The organism is Ruegeria sp. YTSA105 (assembly GCF_059610225.1).
Window position 1 is genome coordinate 191,894 of sequence record NZ_JBXWNE010000003.1, and the last position, 18,020, is coordinate 209,913.

The window sequence follows — 18,020 nt, forward strand, 5'->3', positions numbered from 1 at the left end:
CTCTAAAGGGTACATTCGGGCGCGAGCAGCACGGGAAGGAGTCCTGTGGCAAAGGACCGATCACAGCGCGATGAATACACCACCCCGCTCCGTCGTTTGTTGCTGGGGATCGTGGTTCTGTGCCTTCTGGGCATCTTTCTGGTCTGGCGCATTGACAGCCCTCGCGTCGAACGGTTTCGGGCGCAGGTTGTCGACAACGTGGTGCCCTCGATGGATTGGGCGATGGTTCCGGTTACCGCTGCGGTCAATCTGGCACGGGATTTTCAGAGCTATCAACGCCTGAGCGAGCAGAACCAGGAATTGCGCAGCGAGTTGCGTCTGATGCGCGCCTGGAAAGAGGCCGCACTACAACTTGAGCAGGAAAATGCCCGGCTTCTGGATCTAAACAATGTGCGTCTCGATCCGCGCCTGACCTATATTACCGGGGTTGTCATGGCCGATAGCGGTTCTCCGTTCCGGCAGTCGGTTCTGTTGAACGTGGGCGAGCGTGACGGAATTATGGATGGATGGGCCACCATGGACGGGATTGGCGTTGTCGGCCGTATCTCGGGAGTTGGTCCAGATACCGCACGGGTGATCCTGATGACCGACGCGTCCAGCGCGATACCTGCCACGATTCAACCGTCGGGGCAGACCGCTCTGATTGCCGGGGACAACACCGCCGCGCCTGTGGTTGAGTTTCTGGAGAACCGCGAACTGGTGCGCCCAGGCGACAGGGTTGTGACCTCGGGGGATGGCGGCGTTTTCCCTGGCGGCCTGCTGATCGGTCAGATTACCGCTGATCCGGGTGGCCGCCTGCGGGTGCGGCTGTCTGCAGATTTTGAACGGCTCAAATTTCTAAGAGTGCTACGCTATCAGTCTGCGCCACTTATTCAGGACCCTGGAGGAATTGTCGGCCCACGCCAACCCGAGGCGGCACTGACACCGACGGAGACTGGCGATGGATAGTGCCGCGTCCAATCTGTGGCTCAAACGTGGCCTGTATCTGCTGTTGGCGCTGCTGGTCTTGTTCCTGCACCTGCTGCCACTGGACACGCAGCCGGATCGCTGGCCGTTTCCGGATTTCCTGATCGCGTTGACCTATGCCTGGGTTCTGCGGCGCCCCGAATATGTGCCAACCCTGCTGGTCGCCCTGATCATGCTGGCAGCCGACCTTCTGTTTCAACGTCCCCCCGGCTTGCTGGCCGCGCTTGTTGTGTTGGGTACTGCCTATCTTCGGTCCGCAACACCCGGGTTGCGCGACGCGGGCTTTTTGGGCGAATGGACCACCGTTGCCGTCGTGATCACAGCTGTTTTTTTCCTGAATCGCGTCATTCTTGCTATTCTGTCCGTGCAACAAGCGGCATTGGGGATGGTCGTGGTGCAAGTGGTTCTGACAATCGGGATCTACCCATTGATCGTTCTGCTCAGTCAGAACGGTTTTGGTGTGCATCGTGTCGCACCTTCTGACCCTGGCCTGTCGGGAGGGCGGTAATGAAACAGCGCAAACCCAAGTCACAGGGCCTCGCCTATAAACGTTTGCCACGCCGTGCGCTGATCCTTGGAGGCCTGCAAGCCGCTTTTATCGGAGGTCTGGCCGCCCGGATGCGGTTTATGCAGGTAGATCAGGCTGACGAATACCGCCTGTTGGCCGAGGAAAACCGGATTAACATCCGCCTGATCCCGCCCACACGTGGTCGAATATACGATCGCAACGGGCAGATCATCGGGCAAAACTCTCCCTCCTACCGTATCGTCATGGTGCGCGAAGATGCGGGCGATGTTGAAGCCGTCATCTCCAAGCTTTCTGAACTGATCCCACTGACCGAGGATGAGATCGAACGCGCCATGACCGAAATGCGCAGATCGGCCCCGTTCCTGCCGGTCACTCTGGCCGATCAAGTCACGTGGGAAGATATCTCGAAAGTTGCCGTCAACGCCCCCGCCCTACCCGGTGTCACACCCGAGGTCGGGATGACCCGGCAATATCCCAGATATGAGGATTTCGCGCATATCGTCGGCTATGTCGGACCGGTCAGCGATTACGACCTCAGTCAGATAGAAGATCCGGAACCCGTTCTGCGCATTCCCCGTTTTCAGATCGGCAAGGTCGGGCTTGAGGCCAAACAGGAAATCAGTCTGCGCGGCAAAGCAGGCGCCAAACGCGTCGAAGTGAACGCCACCGGCCGCGTGATGCGTGAACTTGACCGTCAAGAAGGTTTGGCCGGGGCCGATTTGCAACTGTCGGTCGATGCCGATCTTCAACAATACGCTCAGGCCCGTTTGGCTGGTGAAAGCGCCGCAGCAGTGGTGATCGATTGTGAGACCGGTGATATCCGAGCCATCAGTTCCGCACCCAGCTTTGATCCCAACCTTTTTGTGCGCGGAATCTCGGTTGCCGATTACCGGGCTCTGACACAAGACAACTATCGCCCGTTGGCCAACAAGACAGTACAGGGCACCTATCCACCCGGCTCGACCTTTAAGATGATCACCGCCATGGCCGCGCTTGAGGCTGGGGTCATCGGTCCTGGAAACACTGTTTACTGCCCCGGCCACTTGAAAGTCGGCAGTCGCCGGTTCCATTGTTGGAAACGCGGCGGGCATGGTACAGTTGATCTTGGTCTGTCTCTGAAACGCAGCTGCGATGTGTATTATTACGACGTTGCCCTGCGCACAGGCATCGACAATATCTCCGACATGGCTCGTATCTTTGGGCTGGGCGTGAAACACGATATCCCGATGTCCGCAGTGGCTGCAGGGCTTGCCCCCAATCAGGCTTGGAAAGAGCGTGTCCACGGCGAAGAATGGCTGGTAGGTGACACTGCCAATGCCTCAATCGGTCAGGGCTTTATGCTGGCCTCACCGCTGCAACTAGCCGTCATGACAGCCCGGATTGCAACTGGGCGTGCGGTCTCGCCACGCCTTGTGCGTTCGGTCAATGGGGTTGAACAACCCTCGGGCGCGGGGGAACCGCTCGCGGTCAATCGGACTAATCTGGAATATGTCCGCAAGGCAATGTTTTCGGTCTCGAACGACCGGCGCGGCACGGCTTATCGCAGCCGTATCATCTCGGATGAGTTCCGTATGGCGGGCAAGACCGGCACCAGCCAAGTCCGCAATATCACCAAGGCAGAACGTGCGGCTGGCGTTATCCGCAACGAAGACCTGCCGTGGGAACGCCGTGACCACGCGCTGTTCGTCAGCTTTGCCCCCTATGACAACCCGAAATACGCCGTAGCCGTCGTGGTGGAACATGGCGGCGGGGGGTCGAAGGCCGCGGCACCGGTTGCACGGGATATCATGCTGCAGGCGCTGTACAACGGTACGCCACCACTCGAAGCCTATCCGGCCGCCGATCGTGAGCGTATCAAGGAACAGCAAAAACGGCTGGAGGGCGACCGCCGCCCCAAAGCGCGTCCGCCCCAGAAGGACCGCGCATGAGCTATCTTGAATATGCCGTCAAATCCACGCCATCGGGGTTCCGCAAGTTCCTGTATATGAACTGGCCCCTGACCCTGCTGCTGATCAGCGTGGCCAGCGCAGGGTTCCTGATGCTGTACTCGGTGGCGGGTGGATCATGGACCCCTTGGGCCGAACCTCAGATGGAACGCTTTGGGTTGGGCTTAACCGCGATGTTCATTGTGGCACTGGTCCCGATCTGGTTCTGGCGAAATATGTCGGTTCTGGCTTATCTGGCCTCGATCGCTCTACTTGTGGTGGTCGAGTTGTTCGGAACGGTTGGCATGGGCGCGCAACGCTGGATCGACCTGGGGTTCATGCGCCTGCAGCCATCAGAGGTGATGAAAGTAGCACTGGTGATGGTGCTTGCGGCCTATTACGACTGGCTCCCATCGCATAAAACGTCGCGCCCCCTTTGGGTTCTGATCCCTGTCATCCTGATCCTGATCCCAACCTTTATGGTGTTGCGTCAGCCAGATCTTGGCACCTCGATCCTGCTGCTGGCGGCGGGGGGAGGCCTGATGTTTCTTGCCGGCGTTCACTGGGCCTATTTCGCTGCGGTTATCGCCGCGGGTGTCGGTCTGATCGCCACGGTCTTCAACAGCCGCGGAACCGAGTGGCAGTTGCTCAAGGATTACCAGTTCCGCCGCATCGACACCTTCCTTGATCCCTCCACCGATCCGCTGGGCGCGGGGTATCACATCACCCAATCCAAGATCGCGCTGGGGTCCGGAGGCTGGAACGGGCGCGGGTTCATGCAGGGCACACAATCGCGCCTGAACTTCCTGCCCGAGAAACACACAGATTTCATCTTTACGACGCTGGCCGAAGAATTCGGATTTGTCGGCGGCATCACCCTGCTGGTTCTCTATGGGCTGATCCTGATCTTCTGCCTGGTTACGGCCCTGACAACCAAGGACAGGTTTTCCTCTTTGGTCACGCTGGGTATCGCACTGAACTTCTTCCTATTCTTTGCCGTGAACATGTCGATGGTCATGGGCTTGGCCCCAGTCGTAGGAGTTCCCCTGCCGATGGTCAGCTATGGCGGTTCGGCCATGCTGGTTTTGATGGCAGCTTTCGGCATCGTCCAAAGTGCCCATATTCACCGCCCCCGCTGATCCGAAAGGCCCGTTATGACTGCAAACATCCTGTTCTCGGCACGCCCCGAACTATGGCCCGTGTATCAACCCTTGATGACACAGTACCTGACTAATGCCGGGGTCGTGTTTCAGCTAGGCACCACGTTTGAACCAGATCAGGTGGATTACGTCGTCTATGCGCCCAATAGCGGCTTACGGGATTTTGCACCTTACACCCGCCTCAAGGCCGTGCTCAGCCTATGGGCTGGGATCGAAAGCATCGTCGAGAATGACACTCTGACTGTGCCGCTGGCGCGAATGGTGGACCACGGGTTGACGCAGGGAATGACCGAATGGGTCGTCGGTCACGTGCTGCGCTATCATCTGGGTATGGACCGGCACATCACGGTTCAGGATGGGGTTTGGGCCCCAGATCCACCACCGCTGGCCTCGGACAGAACCGTCTGCATCCTGGGCCTTGGCGCATTGGGAGAGGCCGCAGCCCGCGCGCTGTCGACACTGAATTTCAACGTTACCGGCTGGAGCCGCTCGGCCAAGGCCATCCCCGGGGTCACCTGCTTTCACGGTGAGGATGGGTTGCGTGCGGCACTGACACAGGCCGAGATCGCGGTTTTATTGCTGCCCGATACGCCTGCCACGGAAAACACACTGAACGCCGAAACCCTGTCGCTGATGCCCAAGGGTGCGCATATCATCAACCCGGGCCGAGGACCGCTGATCGACGATCACGCCTTGCTGGCAGCTCTGGATACGGGCCAGATCGGTCACGCAACGCTGGATGTTTTCCGGGTCGAGCCGCTGCCTGCGAGCCACCCGTATTGGACGCATCCAAACGTCACGGTGACGCCTCACATTGCCTCTGAAACCCGCCCCGTTACATCGGCGCAGGTGATCTGTGAAAATATTCGCAGAGGTGAGGCGGGCGAGCCTTTTCTGCACCTCGTTGACCGCGAATTGGGATATTAGGCTGCGATAAGGCCGCGCCCCTTCAGCAGGGCCTCAACCCCCGGCAAACGACCGCGGAAGGACAGATATAGTTCTTCGGCTTCGCGGGAACCGCCGGTGGACAGGATATTTTCCTCCAGCGCTTTTGCGCGTTCGGAATCAAAGGCGCCCCCCGCCTCTTCGAACGCGGCGAAGGCGTCTGAATCCATGACCTCGGACCACATATAGCTGTAATAGCCAGCGCTATAGCCGTCACCAGCAAACACATGCGCAAAATGCGGCGTGGCATGGCGCATCCCGATTGCCGCGGGCATTCCCAGATCCGCCAGAACTTCTGCCTGTCTCGCCATCGGCTCGTCGGGCGCTGCGCCCTCATGAAAGGCCAGATCAACCAGCGCCGAGGCCACATATTCTACAGTCTGGAACCCCTGATCGAAATTGGCGGCCTTGAGCACTTTCTTTAGCATCTCCTGCGGCATCGGCGCGCCGGTTTCGGCATGAGTGGCGAATTCGGCCAGAACCTCTGGGACTTCAAGCCAGTGTTCGTATAGCTGGCTGGGCAGCTCGACAAAGTCGCGCGCAACGGAGGTGCCCGAGATGCTTTCATAGGTCACGTTCGACAGCATCTGGTGCAACGCATGGCCGAATTCATGGAACAAAGTCCGAGCGTCGTCATAAGACAGCAGCGCCGGATCACCCTTGGCGAAATTACAGACGTTGATCACGACCGGAGCCTGCACCTTGGGAAACTTTGCCTGCCCGCGCATCGCGCTGCACCAAGCGCCTGACCGTTTGGAGCCGCGTGCAAAGTAATCCCCAATGAACACCGCGATATGTTGCCCGTTCCGTGTCACCTCCCAGGCCCGGCAGTCCGGATGGTACAGCGGTATGTCCAACTGCTTGAATTCCAGCCCGAACAAACGGTTCGCGCATGCAAAAGAGGCCTCGATCATGCGATCCAACTGCAGGTACGGTTTCAGCGCCGCCTCATCGAGATCGTGTTCAGCCTTGCGGCGTTTCTCGGCGTAGTAACGCCAGTCCCACGCTTCCAAGGGCCCATTGACCCCATCATTCTGCATCATCTGCGTCAGGATTTCGGCATCAGCATTGGCGCGCGTTTTGGCAGGCTCCCAAACCTGCATCAGCAGATCACGGACGCGGTCGGGCGTGCGGGCCATTTCGGTTTCCAGTTTGAAATCGGCAAAGCTTTCATAGCCCAGCAGCTTTGCACGTTCCTGACGCAACTGCAGGATTTCGGCGGCAATTTCCCGGTTGTCAGTCTCGCCGCCATTTGCCCCCCGGGCAGTCCATGCGCGATAGGCTTTCTGGCGCAAATCCCGGCGCGGTGAAAACTGCAGAAACGGTACGATCAGTGACCGGGACAGGGTGACAACCGGTCCTTTTGCACCCTTTTCCTCACCCGCTGCCCGGGCAGAATTGACCACAAAATCAGGAAGCCCCTGTAGGTCATCTTCGGACAATTCCATGAACCAATCGCGCTCATCGGCAAGAAGGTTCTGGGTGAAGGACGTCCCCAGCGAGGCAAGCCGCGCTTTGATCTCTTGCATCCGCGTGTCTTCGTTTCCCTCAAGCGCCGCACCAGCGCGCACAAACCCGCGATGCGACAGCATCAGAACGCGTGCCTGCTCATCCGTCAGGCCCAGTTCATCCTTGCGCGCCCACAGGTCGGCGACCCGCTGAAACAACGCCTTGTTGGACGAAATCCCCGAGAAATGCGCGGCCAGCTTGGGTGAAAATTCGCGCTGCAACTCCTCACGCAAGGGATTGCTGTCTGCGCCCGCGACCGTGAAGAATACAGACAGAACCTTGTCCATCATCTCTCCTGCAGCTTCCAGCGCTTCGACCGTGTTGGCAAAAGTCGGGGCCTCCGGGTTAGAGGCAATCGCGCCAATCTCAGCGTTATGGGCCTGCATGGCCGCGTCCAGGGCCGGGGCGAAATCCGTGTCGGATATCGTGTCGAACGGTGCAATTTCGAACGCGCTGGTCCAGGCGGACAGAATCGGGTTGGTCATTGAAGTCTCCTTTGTCCCCTACCTAAGAACGACGGCGCGTTCGATCCAGAGCAGGGGGGTTATCCTTTGCCACAAACGGGGCAATCTGCACGGCGAGGCAGTGTAATCTTGCGGCTTTCGCCATAGAGAGCGTCGTAAATCAGCATCTCACCCCTCAGTGCCAGACCCGCCCCGGTGATCACCTTGATCGCCTCAACAGCCATCATCGAACCGACGACGCCAGGCAAGGGGCCGATCACCCCAGCCTCGGCGCAGGACGGGGCCAGACCTGGAGCCGGAGCCTCGGGGAAAATGCACTGATAACAAGGCGCATCGTTGGCCGGGTCGAAAACGCTGAGCTGGCCTTCCCATTGCGACAGAGCCCCCGAAATCAGCGGCTTACCCAACGCGACCGCCGTGCGATTGGCCAAATAGCGCGTGTCGAAGTTATCAGTTCCGTCCAGGATGACGTCAAAATCGGAAAATAGCTCGGTGGCGACCTCTTCGGTCAGTCGGCGGTGATAGGGCAGAACAACCACATTCGGGTTTTGCGCCAGCATGGCCTGCTGGGCCGAAAAAACCTTGGGCATGCCGATATCCGCATCCTGGTGGATCACCTGACGCTGAAGATTGGCGTTCTCAACCTCATCATCATCAATCACCCCGATCGTGCCGACCCCGGCCGCAGCCAGATACTGCAAAGCGGGCGCCCCAAGCCCCCCGGCGCCGATCACAAGCACGCGGGCCTGCTTCATCTTTTTCTGCCCTGGCCCACCAATTTCGCGCAACACGATATGGCGGGCATAGCGGTCAAGCTCGGTCTCGGAGAATTTGTCTGAGGGCATGGCTGGCTCCTTGTTCGAGGCCGGCGCCGCGCGTTTTCGCAGCGCTTTCAGTCCCTTTCCATAGATCAGAACCAGAACCGCCGTACCAACCAAAATCAACCAGGTCGCAGCAGAACCACCCGTGGCCTGACGCAGGGGGTTACCAAGGGGCAAAACCAGCTGTGCCGAGATTACCCCCAGCAACAACACCCCAACCGAAATCATCCGTGCATTGCGTGACACGCCGGCCAGATAGCCGAGCCCCCAAAGCGCTGCGGCGATGATCAGGACAAGTAACATCAGCCGCGCCCGGTCGAACCGAACCCGCCTGCACCGCGGTCAGTATCGCTGAGCGTATCCGTGGCCTCAAATGACGCCTGCACCACCGGGGCGACGACCAGTTGGGCGATACGTTCCCCATGTGTGATTTCAAAGCTCTCCTGCCCAGCGTTCAACAGGATCACCCCCAGAGGGCCGCGATAGTCGCTGTCGATCGTACCCGGCGTATTGGGCAGCGTGATCCCGTATTTCAGCGCAAGGCCCGAGCGGGGCCGGACCTGCACCTCATACCCATTTGGGATTTCAATCCGCAGTCCGGTGGGAACCAGAGCCCGTTGACCGGGCAGCAGCGTGACCGGCGTCTTGTCCGGCAAGTTTGCACGCACATCCGCACCTGCCGCTCCGGTGGTTTCATAAGATGGCAAGGGCACCGAAGGGTCGGCCCCGTCCTCACGGATCACACGAATTGCTACCATCGGATATCCTCTTGTCTAACCGGCCAACGCGTCGGAAATCTTGCGTGCCAGTTTTTCGGCCACTGCGTCTTTGCCCATGCGTGGCCATTCCTCGGCCCCATCGTCGGAAATCAGGATCACCGCGTTTTCGGCCCCCCCCATGATCCCGGTCCCCGGGCTGACATCATTCGCAATGATCCAGTCGCACCCTTTGCGGTCGCGTTTGGCGGTCGCATGTTCGATCACATTGTCCGTTTCCGCGGCAAAGCCAACAACTAGCGCGGGGCGTCCATCGTCCAGCTTGGCGACCCGCTTCAGAATGTCCGGGTTTTCAGCAAAATCCAGCGCCGGAAGACCGTCGCGTGTCTTTTTCAGCTTGCGGTCCGACGCGCTGGCCACCCGCCAATCCGCCACGGCGGCGGCAAATACCCCGGCATCGACAGGCAAGGCTGAATCCACCGCGTCTGACATCTGCTGGGCTGTTTCAACCCGCACAACCTCGACCCCATCGGGTGCAGGAACCTCGGCAGGTCCGGTTACAAACACAACCTCTGCACCCAACGCAGACAGAGCACGTGCAATCGCTGTGCCCTGCGCCCCGGATGAGCGGTTCGCGATATAGCGGACCGGGTCAATCGGCTCGTGCGTGGGACCCGAGGTCACAAGAATGCGTTTACCGCTGAGCGGTCCGCCGCCCAGCGATGCCTCAACCGCGGCGACGATCTCAAGCGGTTCCGACATGCGGCCCGGACCATATTCGCCACAGGCCATGTCGCCTTCGTTCGGCCCGACAAAACGAATGCCGTCCGCCTGCAACTGTTCAAAATTACGACGCGTCGCCGGGTGATCCCACATACGGACATTCATCGCAGGCGCACACAGAACCGGTGTGTCAGTCGCCATCAATAGGGTCGAGGCCAGATCATTCGCCAACCCACCTGCCATTTTGCCCATTAAATCCGCAGTCGCCGGAGCGACTACGACAAGATCCGCAGATCGGGACAGCTGGATATGCCCCATCTCGGCCTCATCGGTCAGATCGAACAGATCGCGATAGGCCTTCTCGCCGGCCAGCGCGGCAACAGACAGAGGTGTCACGAATTCTTCTGCTGCGCGGGTCAGGACCGGCGTAACGGCGGCGCCGCGTTCCTTCAGTCGCCGGATCAGATCCAGTGACTTATAGGCAGCAATACCGCCACCAATGATCAGCAGAATCCGTTTCGATGCCAGCATGTTGTGCCCTTCCCGTCTCGGTCGGCCCCGACATTAGGCAAGCGCGCCCGACAGTTCCAGCGGTTAATTCTGCGGTTGAAAGGCCAGGCAGGGGTCTTCTCGGTCCACGGTGGGGCTGTCGATGACTGCATCATAGTCCCCTTGGATCGTACCGTCTTCAGACTGACCCAGGACATACACTATAAGACCCGGACGCAGACGCGACAGGAATGTCGGAATACCGCGGTCCTTTCGCGCGTGGCCATTTCCGGTGATAACGGCAACCGGGCCACCAGTTTCGTCAACGGCACGCAATATGGCCCGTGCCAGCACCGCATCGCGCAACCTTTGGATCGCAACCAGCTGCGGCAGAGCGCTTTCCGGCAGCGCATCGCAATGCGCCGCCATCTGGTCAGCCTCGCGCGCCGCCTGTTCCGCCTTTGACAGAGGTATGGTCAACCCAAATCGCGCTGCGTCAGCGCCCAGCGCAGTTGCAGCGCCACGTTCCATCGCTGTACGCGCTGCCTTACGCGGGACCATTGCGCCATAGACCGGCGCATCCGTGGCCTGAAAGATCGGGTAATACAGGCTGAGAGGGGGCCAGCCGGATTCCGCCCAACGCAGGATGCGTGACAGTTCTTCGGGATCGGACGCCGCTTTTTGCGCCAGGCGCTGCGCGCCTTCCTCGGTGACCATTTCCCAGACTACGGCGGAGGGGTCGATCAATGTAATCGCCTGTTCCTGAACCAGATGATGGCGAGGATTGTCATGGGTTTCGCCCAACAAAACAACGTCTGCCATTCGCATCGCGGCCGTAACATCGTCAGGGATCAGGTCATCGGCATGACCGGACCCAGCCATAACCATCAGCGTACACATCAGAATCGCAATCTGTTTCATGCGATGAAGTGTTGCACCTCGCGCGATTGAGCTTCAAGGTTCTTACGCATTTTTACAAAAGCCGCGGCTTCAAGCTGACGCACCCTCTCTTTCGACAGGCCCAGTTCCTGACCCAGGCTTTCCAGTGTGCGCACCGGTTCACGCAGCTTGCGTTCGCGCACGATGAAGCGCTCTCGGTCGTTGAGGGCCTGCATCGCCATCACCAACCATTCGCGCAACTGTTCGGTGTCGTGCTTGTTTTCAACGGTTTCAGCGGCCTGTTCCCGTTCATCCTCTAACGCGTCGATCCATTCGCGCCCGTCTTCATCCGTGGATTGCACAGCGTTCAACGAGAAATCCGACCCTGCCAGCCGGCCTTGCATCATCTCAACGTCGCGCAACGGAACACCGATCTCGGCTGCTATCATCTGGTGCAACTGGTGACGGTCCAGCGCCATCCCATCAGTGGCCGCTTCGCGTTCAAGCCGGGCCTGGACGCGACGCATGTTGAAAAACAGGGATTTCTGGGCAGAGGTGGACCCGGTCCGAACCATTGACCAGTTTCGCATTACATAGTCCTGGATACTCGCCTTGATCCACCAGACGGCATAGGTCGAGAACCGAACCCCGCGATCCGGGTCAAATTTGTCAGCGGCCTTCATCAGACCCAATCCGGCCTCTTGGATCAGATCGTTCATCGGCGCGCCATAACGTTTGAACTTGGCCGCCATCGAAATTGCCAGTCGCATATAGGCGGTGATTAACCGGTGCAGCGCCTTTTCATCGCGCTGGTCGCGCCAGGCATAGGCCAGCTTCAACTCGGTTTCTGCATCCAGTAACTCGGCCTTCATCGCCCTGCGCGACATCGAGAAATCGTTTGCGCTGTCCAGTGCCATGGAAATCTCCCTTTTTCGCTGGCGCGGCCCGGGCTTGCCTTGCCGACCCATGGTCGATACGCAGAACAACACCAGGTGGATCACTTAAAAGGTAATGATCGTGGGTTCGGATTTAACCTTTGTGCTGGGCGGAGCAGCCTCAGGAAAGTCGGCATTCGCCGAGCAACTTGTTGTTTTATCAGGGAAAAGCCGCGTTTATCTGGCCACATCACAAGTGTTTGATGATGAGATGCGCGATAAGGTTAAGCGCCATGTTTCACAGCGCGGCAGCGGTTGGGACACGATCGAGGCCCCCCTGGACCTTGGCGCAACGCTGGCCGAGCTGACCCCGGATCAGATCTGTCTGATAGATTGTGCTACCATGTGGCTAACCAATCACCTGCTGGCGGAACACGACCTGCAGCAGGCCCAGACAGCACTGCTTGATGCGTTACGAGACTGTCCTGCCCCGGTCGTCATCGTCTCGAACGAGGTTGGCCACGGGATCGTCCCGGGCAACGCCCTGTCTCGCCAATTCCGCGAGGCGCAAGGCCGCCTGAACATCGCGCTCGCCGCGCAGGCTGATCTGGTGGTTCAGGTCACTGCCGGGCTTCCTGTGGTATTGAAAGGGCAACTGCCATGACGCGTCTGCATCTAGTCAGGCACGGTCCGACCCATGCCAAAACCATGGTCGGCTGGTCCGATCTGCCTGCTGACCTAAGCGACCACGCCGCCATTGGCCGGCTAAAAAGCTACTTGCCGGCCAACGGGTTGTTGATCTCATCCGACCTGTGCCGTGCCGTTGACACGGCTTCGGCGGTACAGGGCACCCGGCACCGCCTGCCCCACCACCCCGACCTGCGAGAGATCAATTTTGGCAGTTGGGAATTGCGCGGGTTCGAGGAAATCGAGGCCGAAGACCCCGAACTAACCTTCGCCTACTGGGACAATCCCGGTGAAGTTCGCCCGCCAAACGGCGAAAGCTGGAATGAAGTCCGAGCCCGCGTCAACGCGGTTATTGACAGGTTGATTGGCGATCACACCGGCCAGGACCTGATCATTGTTGCCCATTTCGGCGTCATCCTGACACAGGTCCAGCGTGCCATGGATGTGGACGCGCAAGAGGCTTTCGGCCACCGGATCGACAATCTTTCCGTGACTGAGATTACTCATCACGGCGACGGTTGGTCGGTCGGTCGGATCAATCACTGCCCGTGACCAGGCCGCGCACAAATCTCTATTTTACGGATTGAATAGCCTGAGTCATCCTAGACCCATGACCTATGATTTGTTTATCGGAGACCGCCTGTTTTCCAGTTGGTCCTTGCGTGGTTGGTTGATGCTGGAAAAGTTCGACCTGCCCTATCGAAACCACATGATCGGCCTTTATTCAGGCACTATGGCCGAGGATATGAAACCCCTGTTCCCGGCGCGTCTGGTGCCTGCTCTGCGCCTGCCAGACGGAACTGTGGTTGGTGAAAGCCTTGCCATGGCCGAGACCTTGGCTGAGCGCTACCCACAGGTCGGATTGTGGCCCTCTGACGCGGCTGCCCGCGCCACTGCACGGTGGCTTTGCACCGAGATGGTGGTCGGGTTTTCAGCCCTCCGCGGGGAATGCGCGATGCAGCTGCTTCATAGTTGGAAGGGTTTCGAACCGGCGGCCGAAACGCTTGCTGACCTGCGCCGGATCGAAACCCTTTGGGATCATGCGCGCCAAGTGTCTGGGGCGAACACCGGCCCTTTGTTCGGTACATATTCTTTGGTGGATGTGTTTTACACGCCCGTTGCCGCGCGGATCATCGGTTATGGGCTGCCTGTTTCGGACGCCAACCGGGACTATTGCCTGACCCTCCTGTCGGATCCGGTTGTCAGGCAGTGGCGTGCGATGGGTCTGACAGTCCAGTACGACCCTTTCCCGTATTCGCTGGACCTTCAATCGGATCCCTGGCCAATCGGCGGGGCATCGTCTGCTGTGGCCGCCCAGAGCGGCCCCTCGGTCAACCAGACCTGCCCCTATTCCGGAGAGCCCGTCACAGATTTTCTGGACCTGGACGGTCAGCGCTGGGGATTCTGCAATCGGTTCTGCCGCGACAAAACCCTCGCCGATCCGGAGGCATGGCCGAAATTCACTCAAATGGTCAGCGCCGTTAACGATTCCTAAACCGGCGGCGTGCCAGTAACGACCTGTTAACCAAGCAGGTCGTTCATGGTCGCTCGTTCTCATACAGTTGCCTTTCAAGGTGTCGACGCCCGCCCGGTCGAGGTGCAATGCGCGGTTTCACCGGGGTTGCCTGCCTTTTCCATCGTCGGCCTGCCCGACAAAGCAGTTTCAGAGGCCCGCGATCGCGTCCGAAGCGCGCTAAGCTCGATGGCCATTGCCCTGCCGTCAAAGCGTATCACCATCAACCTATCCCCCGCTGACCTGCCCAAAGAAGGCAGCCATTTCGACCTGCCCATTGCGGTGGCTCTGCTGTCAGCCCTGGAAATCATTCCCAAGGACGCGGCTGAAGGGGCCGTTTCACTGGGGGAATTGTCACTGGACGGGTCTCTTGTGCCTGTTGTCGGGGCGCTTCCTGCCGCGATGACCGCCGCGGCCGAGGACCGAACCCTGCTGTGCCCTCGGGCCTCCAGCGCCGAGGCGGCTTGGGTTGACGCTACTCAGGTGATCGGCGCTGAATCTTTGGGCGATGTTGTCCGCCACTTCTCGGGCCAAGCCCCTTTGCCCGCTGCGCTGCCCGGCGAGGTCAACCTTTCCCCCAGCACCCGCGACCTGCGCGATGTCAAAGGGCAGGAGCGGGCGAAACGCGCGTTGGAGATTGCCGCCGCAGGGCGGCACCACCTGATGATGATCGGCACGCCGGGGTCCGGGAAATCCATGCTGGCCGCGCGCCTGCCGGGGATATTGCCGCCGCTGACACCGACCGAGGCGCTTGAAACCTCGATGATCCAATCCCTGTGCGGCCTGCTTGACGAAGGCGGCATCAGCCGCACCAGACCATTTCGCGAGCCGCATCATACGGCATCGATGGCGGCCATTGTTGGTGGAGGGAAAGGAGCCAAACCAGGAGAAATCTCATTGGCCCATAACGGGGTTTTGTTCATGGATGAATTTCCCGAATTCCCACGAACCGTTCTGGAAACACTGCGCCAACCCATCGAAACCGGAGAAGTCATGATTGCACGTGCCAATGCGCATGTGAAATATCCCTGCCGCTTTATGCTGGTTGCCGCCGCCAACCCCTGCAAATGCGGCTACCTGACAGATCCGGCGCGGGCCTGCTCGCGTGCGCCGGTCTGCGGCGAGGATTATCTGGGGCGCATATCAGGTCCGCTGATAGATCGGTTCGACCTGAGGATCGAGGTGCCTCCGGTCGGGTTCACCGACCTTGACCTGCCTCCATCCGGGGACAGTTCGGCCACGGTTGCCGCGCGTGTCGAGCAGACGCGTGCGGTTCAAGCGCAAAGATACACTGGAACGTCCGCGCGCCAGAATGCGGATGTTGAGGGCAATGTGCTGGAAGAAATCGCCGCGCCGGATGCCGAAGGAAAAGAGCTGCTGTTGAAAGCGGCTGAGAAATTTGGTTTGTCAGCGCGCGCCTTTCACCGCATCTTGCGGGTCGCGCGCACCATCGCCGATCTGGACGGCGCATCAGATGTCCGAAGACCCCATGTGGCCGAGGCGCTGAGCTTTCGCATCAGCGCCAATATTGAATCTTAAAGCCTGGCTTCGATGGCCTGCCAAATCTTTTCTGCGATGTTCACGCCATCAAACCGTTCCAATTCCTGAATTCCGGTTGGCGAAGTCACGTTGATCTCGGTCAGGTAATCGCCGATTACATCGATACCAACAAAAACCTGCCCTTTTTCCTTCAACAAAGGTCCAATGGCTGCGCAAATCTCAAGATCGCGATCCGTCAGACCAACCTTTTCGGGCCGTCCCCCCACATGCATGTTGGATCGTGTTTCACCTTTGGCGGGAACACGGTTGATTGCACCCACAGCCTGACCGTCCACCAGAATGACCCGTTTGTCGCCATTGCTGACATCGGGCAGGAATTTCTGAACGATCAGAGGTTCGCGCGAAAACCCGGTGAACAATTCGTGCAAAGATGTCAGGTTCCGGTCGTTGCCATCCAACCGGAACACCCCCGCACCGCCATTTCCATAAAGCGGTTTCAGGATAATATCGCCGTGCTTTTCTTTGAACGCCTTAATCGTCTGCAGATCGCGGGCGATGGTTGTCGGTGGCGTCAGATCAGGGAAATCCAGCACCAGGAGTTTTTCGGGATAGTTCCGAACCCAGAATGGATCATTTACCACCAGCGCCTGTCCCTTAAGCCGGTCCAGCAGGTGGGTAGAAGTGATATAGTGCATGTCAAACGGGGGATCCTGACGCAGCCAGACCACGTCGAACTCGGCCAGATCAACCTCGCGCTCGGGCCCCAATTCTGCCGGGTTTCCAGCCACGCGCTGCACCGTCATATCGTGGCCGCGGGCCGTGATCCGGCCCTCCTGATAAGCCAGTTTGTCAGGGCTGTAGAAGAACAGCGTATGCCCGCGCACCTGTGCCTCTTCGGCCAGACGGAATGAGCTGTCGGCATTGATATCCACGGCCCCGATCGGGTCCATCTGAAAGGCAATTTTCATGGCGTGTCCCTCAGTTTCACGCCAGATACATGGCCCAGCCAGGCCGGGGGTTCAATGGGGTCAGACCTGATCAAAGGCGTTTTCGATGATTTGCACCGCGCCGAACGCATCCACCAAAGCCGCATCAAACCGAACATTTGTCAGCTGGCCGTTGGGTTCCCCTTCCAGAAATTGGGCAGCCGAGGCACAGATACGGTCCATCTGGCGCCGTTTGATCCGGGCAGCAGCCATCTCAAAGCTTGTGCTTTTCTTGACCTCGACGAAAACCAATCCATCGCCGTTGCGGACGATCAGATCAATCTCGCCCCCTGCCCCGCGCCAACGGCGATGTGCTATGGAATATCCCCGCCGCTCGTAATCTGCCGCAACCTGCTGTTCCGCCGCCTGACCCGCATGATAAGAAACCGAACTTCGGACAGTGCTGCGTGAGGTCATCTTACCCTTTCCCGAGATTCAGCGCCTTCTGATAGATCGGTCGACGCGGCAGTTTATACATCTGCGACACCAAATCCGCCGCATCGCGTACTGAATGAGTTTCCAGGGCGCGTATCAAAGCCTCTTCTATGTCTGAATCGTTAACAGTTTCCGAAGCCCCACGGTCTACCAGCAGAACAATTTCGCCTTTGACCGTCTGACTCGCCAATTCTTCTGCCAGCTCTGCCAGCGACCCGCGCCGAACTTCTTCGAATTTCTTGGTTAATTCGCGGCACATCGCGGCCTGCCTGTTTTCCCCTAGAACCTCGGCCAGATCCGACAGACAGGACGCCACACGTTTCGGAGATTCATAAAATACCAACGTCCCAGGCACATCTCGCAGCGTCTCGATCCGCGTCCGGCGCGCGCCTGAGGCATTGGGCAAAAACCCCGCAAAGAAAAAGGCATCCGTCGGCAAACCGGCCAGCGTCAGCGCCATCAGCGCGGCGGACGGCCCCGGCGCGCAGGTGACAGTGTGCCCCGCCTCGGCCGCCTGTCGTCCCAGATCGTATCCCGGGTCCGCGATCAGCGGCATCCCGGCCTCGGACGCATAAGCCACCGATTTCCCCTCAGCCAGCGCGTCCAGGATTTTGCCGCGGGCGCCTGCACCGCTGTGATCGTGATAGGCAAGAATGCGGCGGCCCTCGAGCGGAACGCCGTGAATCTCCATCAACCGGCGCAGGCTGCGCGTGTCTTCGGCGGCAATCATGTCCGCCGACGCCAACACGTCTAGCGCCCTGAGCGTAATGTCGCGCGCCGCCCCGATCGGAGTGGCAACAAAATACAGGCCCGTGCCCAATTTGACTTTTTGAAAATTCAAAGCTGGACCCTCACAGCGTGACGTCTATTATCGCGGCGCAAATAATGGCAGCATCCC

General features: G+C 59.3%; 18 protein-coding genes. 9 read left to right on the top strand and 9 right to left on the bottom strand.

What is annotated here, in order from left to right:
- The first annotated feature begins 45 nt into the window (after window positions 1-45).
- Genes mreC through AC2FH2_RS05770 form a run of 5 tightly spaced genes read left to right on the top strand, consistent with a single transcriptional unit; the run spans window position 46 to window position 5,507 of the window.
- On the top strand, window positions 46-948 hold the full coding sequence (gene mreC / locus AC2FH2_RS05750) for a rod shape-determining protein MreC (protein WP_281972515.1): 903 nt from the start codon (window positions 46-48) through the stop codon (window positions 946-948).
- Window positions 941-1,474, top strand: coding sequence for a rod shape-determining protein MreD (locus AC2FH2_RS05755; RefSeq protein WP_271948352.1), 534 nt, complete (start codon window positions 941-943; stop codon window positions 1,472-1,474). Before mreC ends, AC2FH2_RS05755 begins: the two co-directional genes overlap by 8 nt.
- Window positions 1,474-3,423, top strand: coding sequence for a penicillin-binding protein 2 (gene mrdA, locus AC2FH2_RS05760; protein WP_271948353.1), 1,950 nt, complete (start codon window positions 1,474-1,476; stop codon window positions 3,421-3,423). The genes AC2FH2_RS05755 and mrdA overlap by 1 nt, the downstream gene beginning before the upstream one ends.
- Window positions 3,420-4,559: a rod shape-determining protein RodA gene (gene rodA / locus AC2FH2_RS05765; RefSeq protein WP_281995378.1), complete on the top strand. Its 1,140-nt coding sequence runs from the start codon at window positions 3,420-3,422 to the stop codon at window positions 4,557-4,559. Before mrdA ends, rodA begins: the two co-directional genes overlap by 4 nt.
- A gap of 15 nt (window positions 4,560-4,574) precedes the next feature.
- Window positions 4,575-5,507: a 2-hydroxyacid dehydrogenase gene (locus AC2FH2_RS05770; protein ID WP_281995379.1), complete on the top strand. Its 933-nt coding sequence runs from the start codon at window positions 4,575-4,577 to the stop codon at window positions 5,505-5,507.
- Here AC2FH2_RS05770 and AC2FH2_RS05775 read toward each other — a convergent pair.
- From AC2FH2_RS05775 to AC2FH2_RS05800, 6 genes are all read right to left on the bottom strand, one after another.
- Window positions 5,504-7,519 carry a M3 family metallopeptidase gene (locus AC2FH2_RS05775; protein WP_496823129.1) on the bottom strand — a complete coding sequence of 672 codons (2,016 nt, stop codon included), beginning with the start codon at window positions 7,517-7,519 and terminating at the stop codon, window positions 5,504-5,506. The genes AC2FH2_RS05770 and AC2FH2_RS05775 overlap by 4 nt on opposite strands.
- 59 nt (window positions 7,520-7,578) lie before the next feature.
- Window positions 7,579-8,622: a HesA/MoeB/ThiF family protein gene (locus AC2FH2_RS05780; RefSeq protein ID WP_281972520.1), complete on the bottom strand. Its 1,044-nt coding sequence runs from the start codon at window positions 8,620-8,622 to the stop codon at window positions 7,579-7,581.
- Window positions 8,622-9,077, bottom strand: a complete 456-nt coding sequence (dut, locus tag AC2FH2_RS05785; protein WP_496688939.1) for a dUTP diphosphatase — start codon at window positions 9,075-9,077, stop codon at window positions 8,622-8,624. The genes AC2FH2_RS05780 and dut overlap by 1 nt, the downstream gene beginning before the upstream one ends.
- A 15-nt stretch (window positions 9,078-9,092) precedes the next feature.
- The gene (coaBC, locus tag AC2FH2_RS05790) at window positions 9,093-10,289 is read right to left on the bottom strand and encodes a bifunctional phosphopantothenoylcysteine decarboxylase/phosphopantothenate--cysteine ligase CoaBC (protein WP_496823130.1); all 1,197 of its coding nucleotides are present in this window, start codon (window positions 10,287-10,289) and stop codon (window positions 9,093-9,095) included.
- A gap of 63 nt (window positions 10,290-10,352) precedes the next feature.
- Window positions 10,353-11,168, bottom strand: coding sequence for a ChaN family lipoprotein (locus tag AC2FH2_RS05795; RefSeq protein WP_496823131.1), 816 nt, complete (start codon window positions 11,166-11,168; stop codon window positions 10,353-10,355).
- Window positions 11,165-12,043: an RNA polymerase factor sigma-32 gene (locus tag AC2FH2_RS05800; protein ID WP_271948369.1), complete on the bottom strand. Its 879-nt coding sequence runs from the start codon at window positions 12,041-12,043 to the stop codon at window positions 11,165-11,167. Before AC2FH2_RS05800 ends, AC2FH2_RS05795 begins: the two co-directional genes overlap by 4 nt.
- Window positions 12,044-12,143: 100 nt before the next feature.
- Between AC2FH2_RS05800 and cobU the strand changes: the two genes are divergently transcribed.
- Genes cobU through AC2FH2_RS05820 form a run of 4 tightly spaced genes read left to right on the top strand, consistent with a single transcriptional unit; the run spans window position 12,144 to window position 15,740 of the window.
- Window positions 12,144-12,665 (top strand): bifunctional adenosylcobinamide kinase/adenosylcobinamide-phosphate guanylyltransferase, encoded by a 522-nt coding sequence (gene cobU, locus AC2FH2_RS05805; protein WP_271948371.1) that lies wholly within the window; start codon window positions 12,144-12,146, stop codon window positions 12,663-12,665.
- Window positions 12,662-13,240 (top strand): histidine phosphatase family protein, encoded by a 579-nt coding sequence (locus tag AC2FH2_RS05810; protein ID WP_281972524.1) that lies wholly within the window; start codon window positions 12,662-12,664, stop codon window positions 13,238-13,240. The genes cobU and AC2FH2_RS05810 overlap by 4 nt, the downstream gene beginning before the upstream one ends.
- Window positions 13,241-13,298: 58 nt before the next feature.
- Window positions 13,299-14,183, top strand: a complete 885-nt coding sequence (locus AC2FH2_RS05815) for a glutathione S-transferase N-terminal domain-containing protein (RefSeq protein WP_496823132.1) — start codon at window positions 13,299-13,301, stop codon at window positions 14,181-14,183.
- 45 nt (window positions 14,184-14,228) lie between these two features.
- Complete coding sequence (locus tag AC2FH2_RS05820; protein WP_496823133.1) at window positions 14,229-15,740, top strand: YifB family Mg chelatase-like AAA ATPase; 1,512 nt, start codon at window positions 14,229-14,231, stop codon at window positions 15,738-15,740.
- On the opposite strand, the gene gshB is transcribed toward AC2FH2_RS05820, so the two are convergent.
- Genes gshB through rsmI form a run of 3 tightly spaced genes read right to left on the bottom strand, consistent with a single transcriptional unit; the run spans window position 15,737 to window position 17,963 of the window.
- Window positions 15,737-16,669 (bottom strand): glutathione synthase, encoded by a 933-nt coding sequence (gshB, locus tag AC2FH2_RS05825; RefSeq protein ID WP_281972526.1) that lies wholly within the window; start codon window positions 16,667-16,669, stop codon window positions 15,737-15,739. The two genes, AC2FH2_RS05820 and gshB, sit on opposite strands and share 4 nt — an antisense overlap.
- 60 nt (window positions 16,670-16,729) lie before the next feature.
- Complete coding sequence (locus AC2FH2_RS05830) at window positions 16,730-17,104, bottom strand: YraN family protein (RefSeq protein WP_142635564.1); 375 nt, start codon at window positions 17,102-17,104, stop codon at window positions 16,730-16,732.
- A 1-nt stretch (window position 17,105) separates the two neighbouring features.
- Complete coding sequence (gene rsmI, locus AC2FH2_RS05835) at window positions 17,106-17,963, bottom strand: 16S rRNA (cytidine(1402)-2'-O)-methyltransferase (RefSeq protein WP_496823134.1); 858 nt, start codon at window positions 17,961-17,963, stop codon at window positions 17,106-17,108.
- Between the last annotated feature and the right edge of the window lie 57 nt (window positions 17,964-18,020).

Bases quoted from the DNA above. Each gene is read 5' to 3' on its own strand.
- AC2FH2_RS05755 (WP_271948352.1), top strand. From the start codon at position 941: ATGGATAGTGCCGCGTCCAATCTGTGGCTCAAACGTGGCCTGTATCTG.
- coaBC (WP_496823130.1), bottom strand. From the start codon at position 10,289: ATGCTGGCATCGAAACGGATTCTGCTGATCATTGGTGGCGGTATTGCT.
- AC2FH2_RS05810 (WP_281972524.1), top strand. From the start codon at position 12,662: ATGACGCGTCTGCATCTAGTCAGGCACGGTCCGACCCATGCCAAAACC.
- AC2FH2_RS05800 (WP_271948369.1), bottom strand. From the start codon at position 12,043: ATGGCACTGGACAGCGCAAACGATTTCTCGATGTCGCGCAGGGCGATG.
- AC2FH2_RS05815 (WP_496823132.1), top strand. From the start codon at position 13,299: ATGACCTATGATTTGTTTATCGGAGACCGCCTGTTTTCCAGTTGGTCC.
- dut (WP_496688939.1), bottom strand. From the start codon at position 9,077: ATGGTAGCAATTCGTGTGATCCGTGAGGACGGGGCCGACCCTTCGGTG.
- AC2FH2_RS05795 (WP_496823131.1), bottom strand. From the start codon at position 11,168: ATGAAACAGATTGCGATTCTGATGTGTACGCTGATGGTTATGGCTGGG.
- AC2FH2_RS05830 (WP_142635564.1), bottom strand. From the start codon at position 17,104: ATGACCTCACGCAGCACTGTCCGAAGTTCGGTTTCTTATCATGCGGGT.
- AC2FH2_RS05770 (WP_281995379.1), top strand. From the start codon at position 4,575: ATGACTGCAAACATCCTGTTCTCGGCACGCCCCGAACTATGGCCCGTG.
- mrdA (WP_271948353.1), top strand. From the start codon at position 1,474: ATGAAACAGCGCAAACCCAAGTCACAGGGCCTCGCCTATAAACGTTTG.
- AC2FH2_RS05820 (WP_496823133.1), top strand. From the start codon at position 14,229: ATGGTCGCTCGTTCTCATACAGTTGCCTTTCAAGGTGTCGACGCCCGC.
- gshB (WP_281972526.1), bottom strand. From the start codon at position 16,669: ATGAAAATTGCCTTTCAGATGGACCCGATCGGGGCCGTGGATATCAAT.
- rodA (WP_281995378.1), top strand. From the start codon at position 3,420: ATGAGCTATCTTGAATATGCCGTCAAATCCACGCCATCGGGGTTCCGC.
- AC2FH2_RS05780 (WP_281972520.1), bottom strand. From the start codon at position 8,622: ATGTTACTTGTCCTGATCATCGCCGCAGCGCTTTGGGGGCTCGGCTAT.
- AC2FH2_RS05775 (WP_496823129.1), bottom strand. From the start codon at position 7,519: ATGACCAACCCGATTCTGTCCGCCTGGACCAGCGCGTTCGAAATTGCA.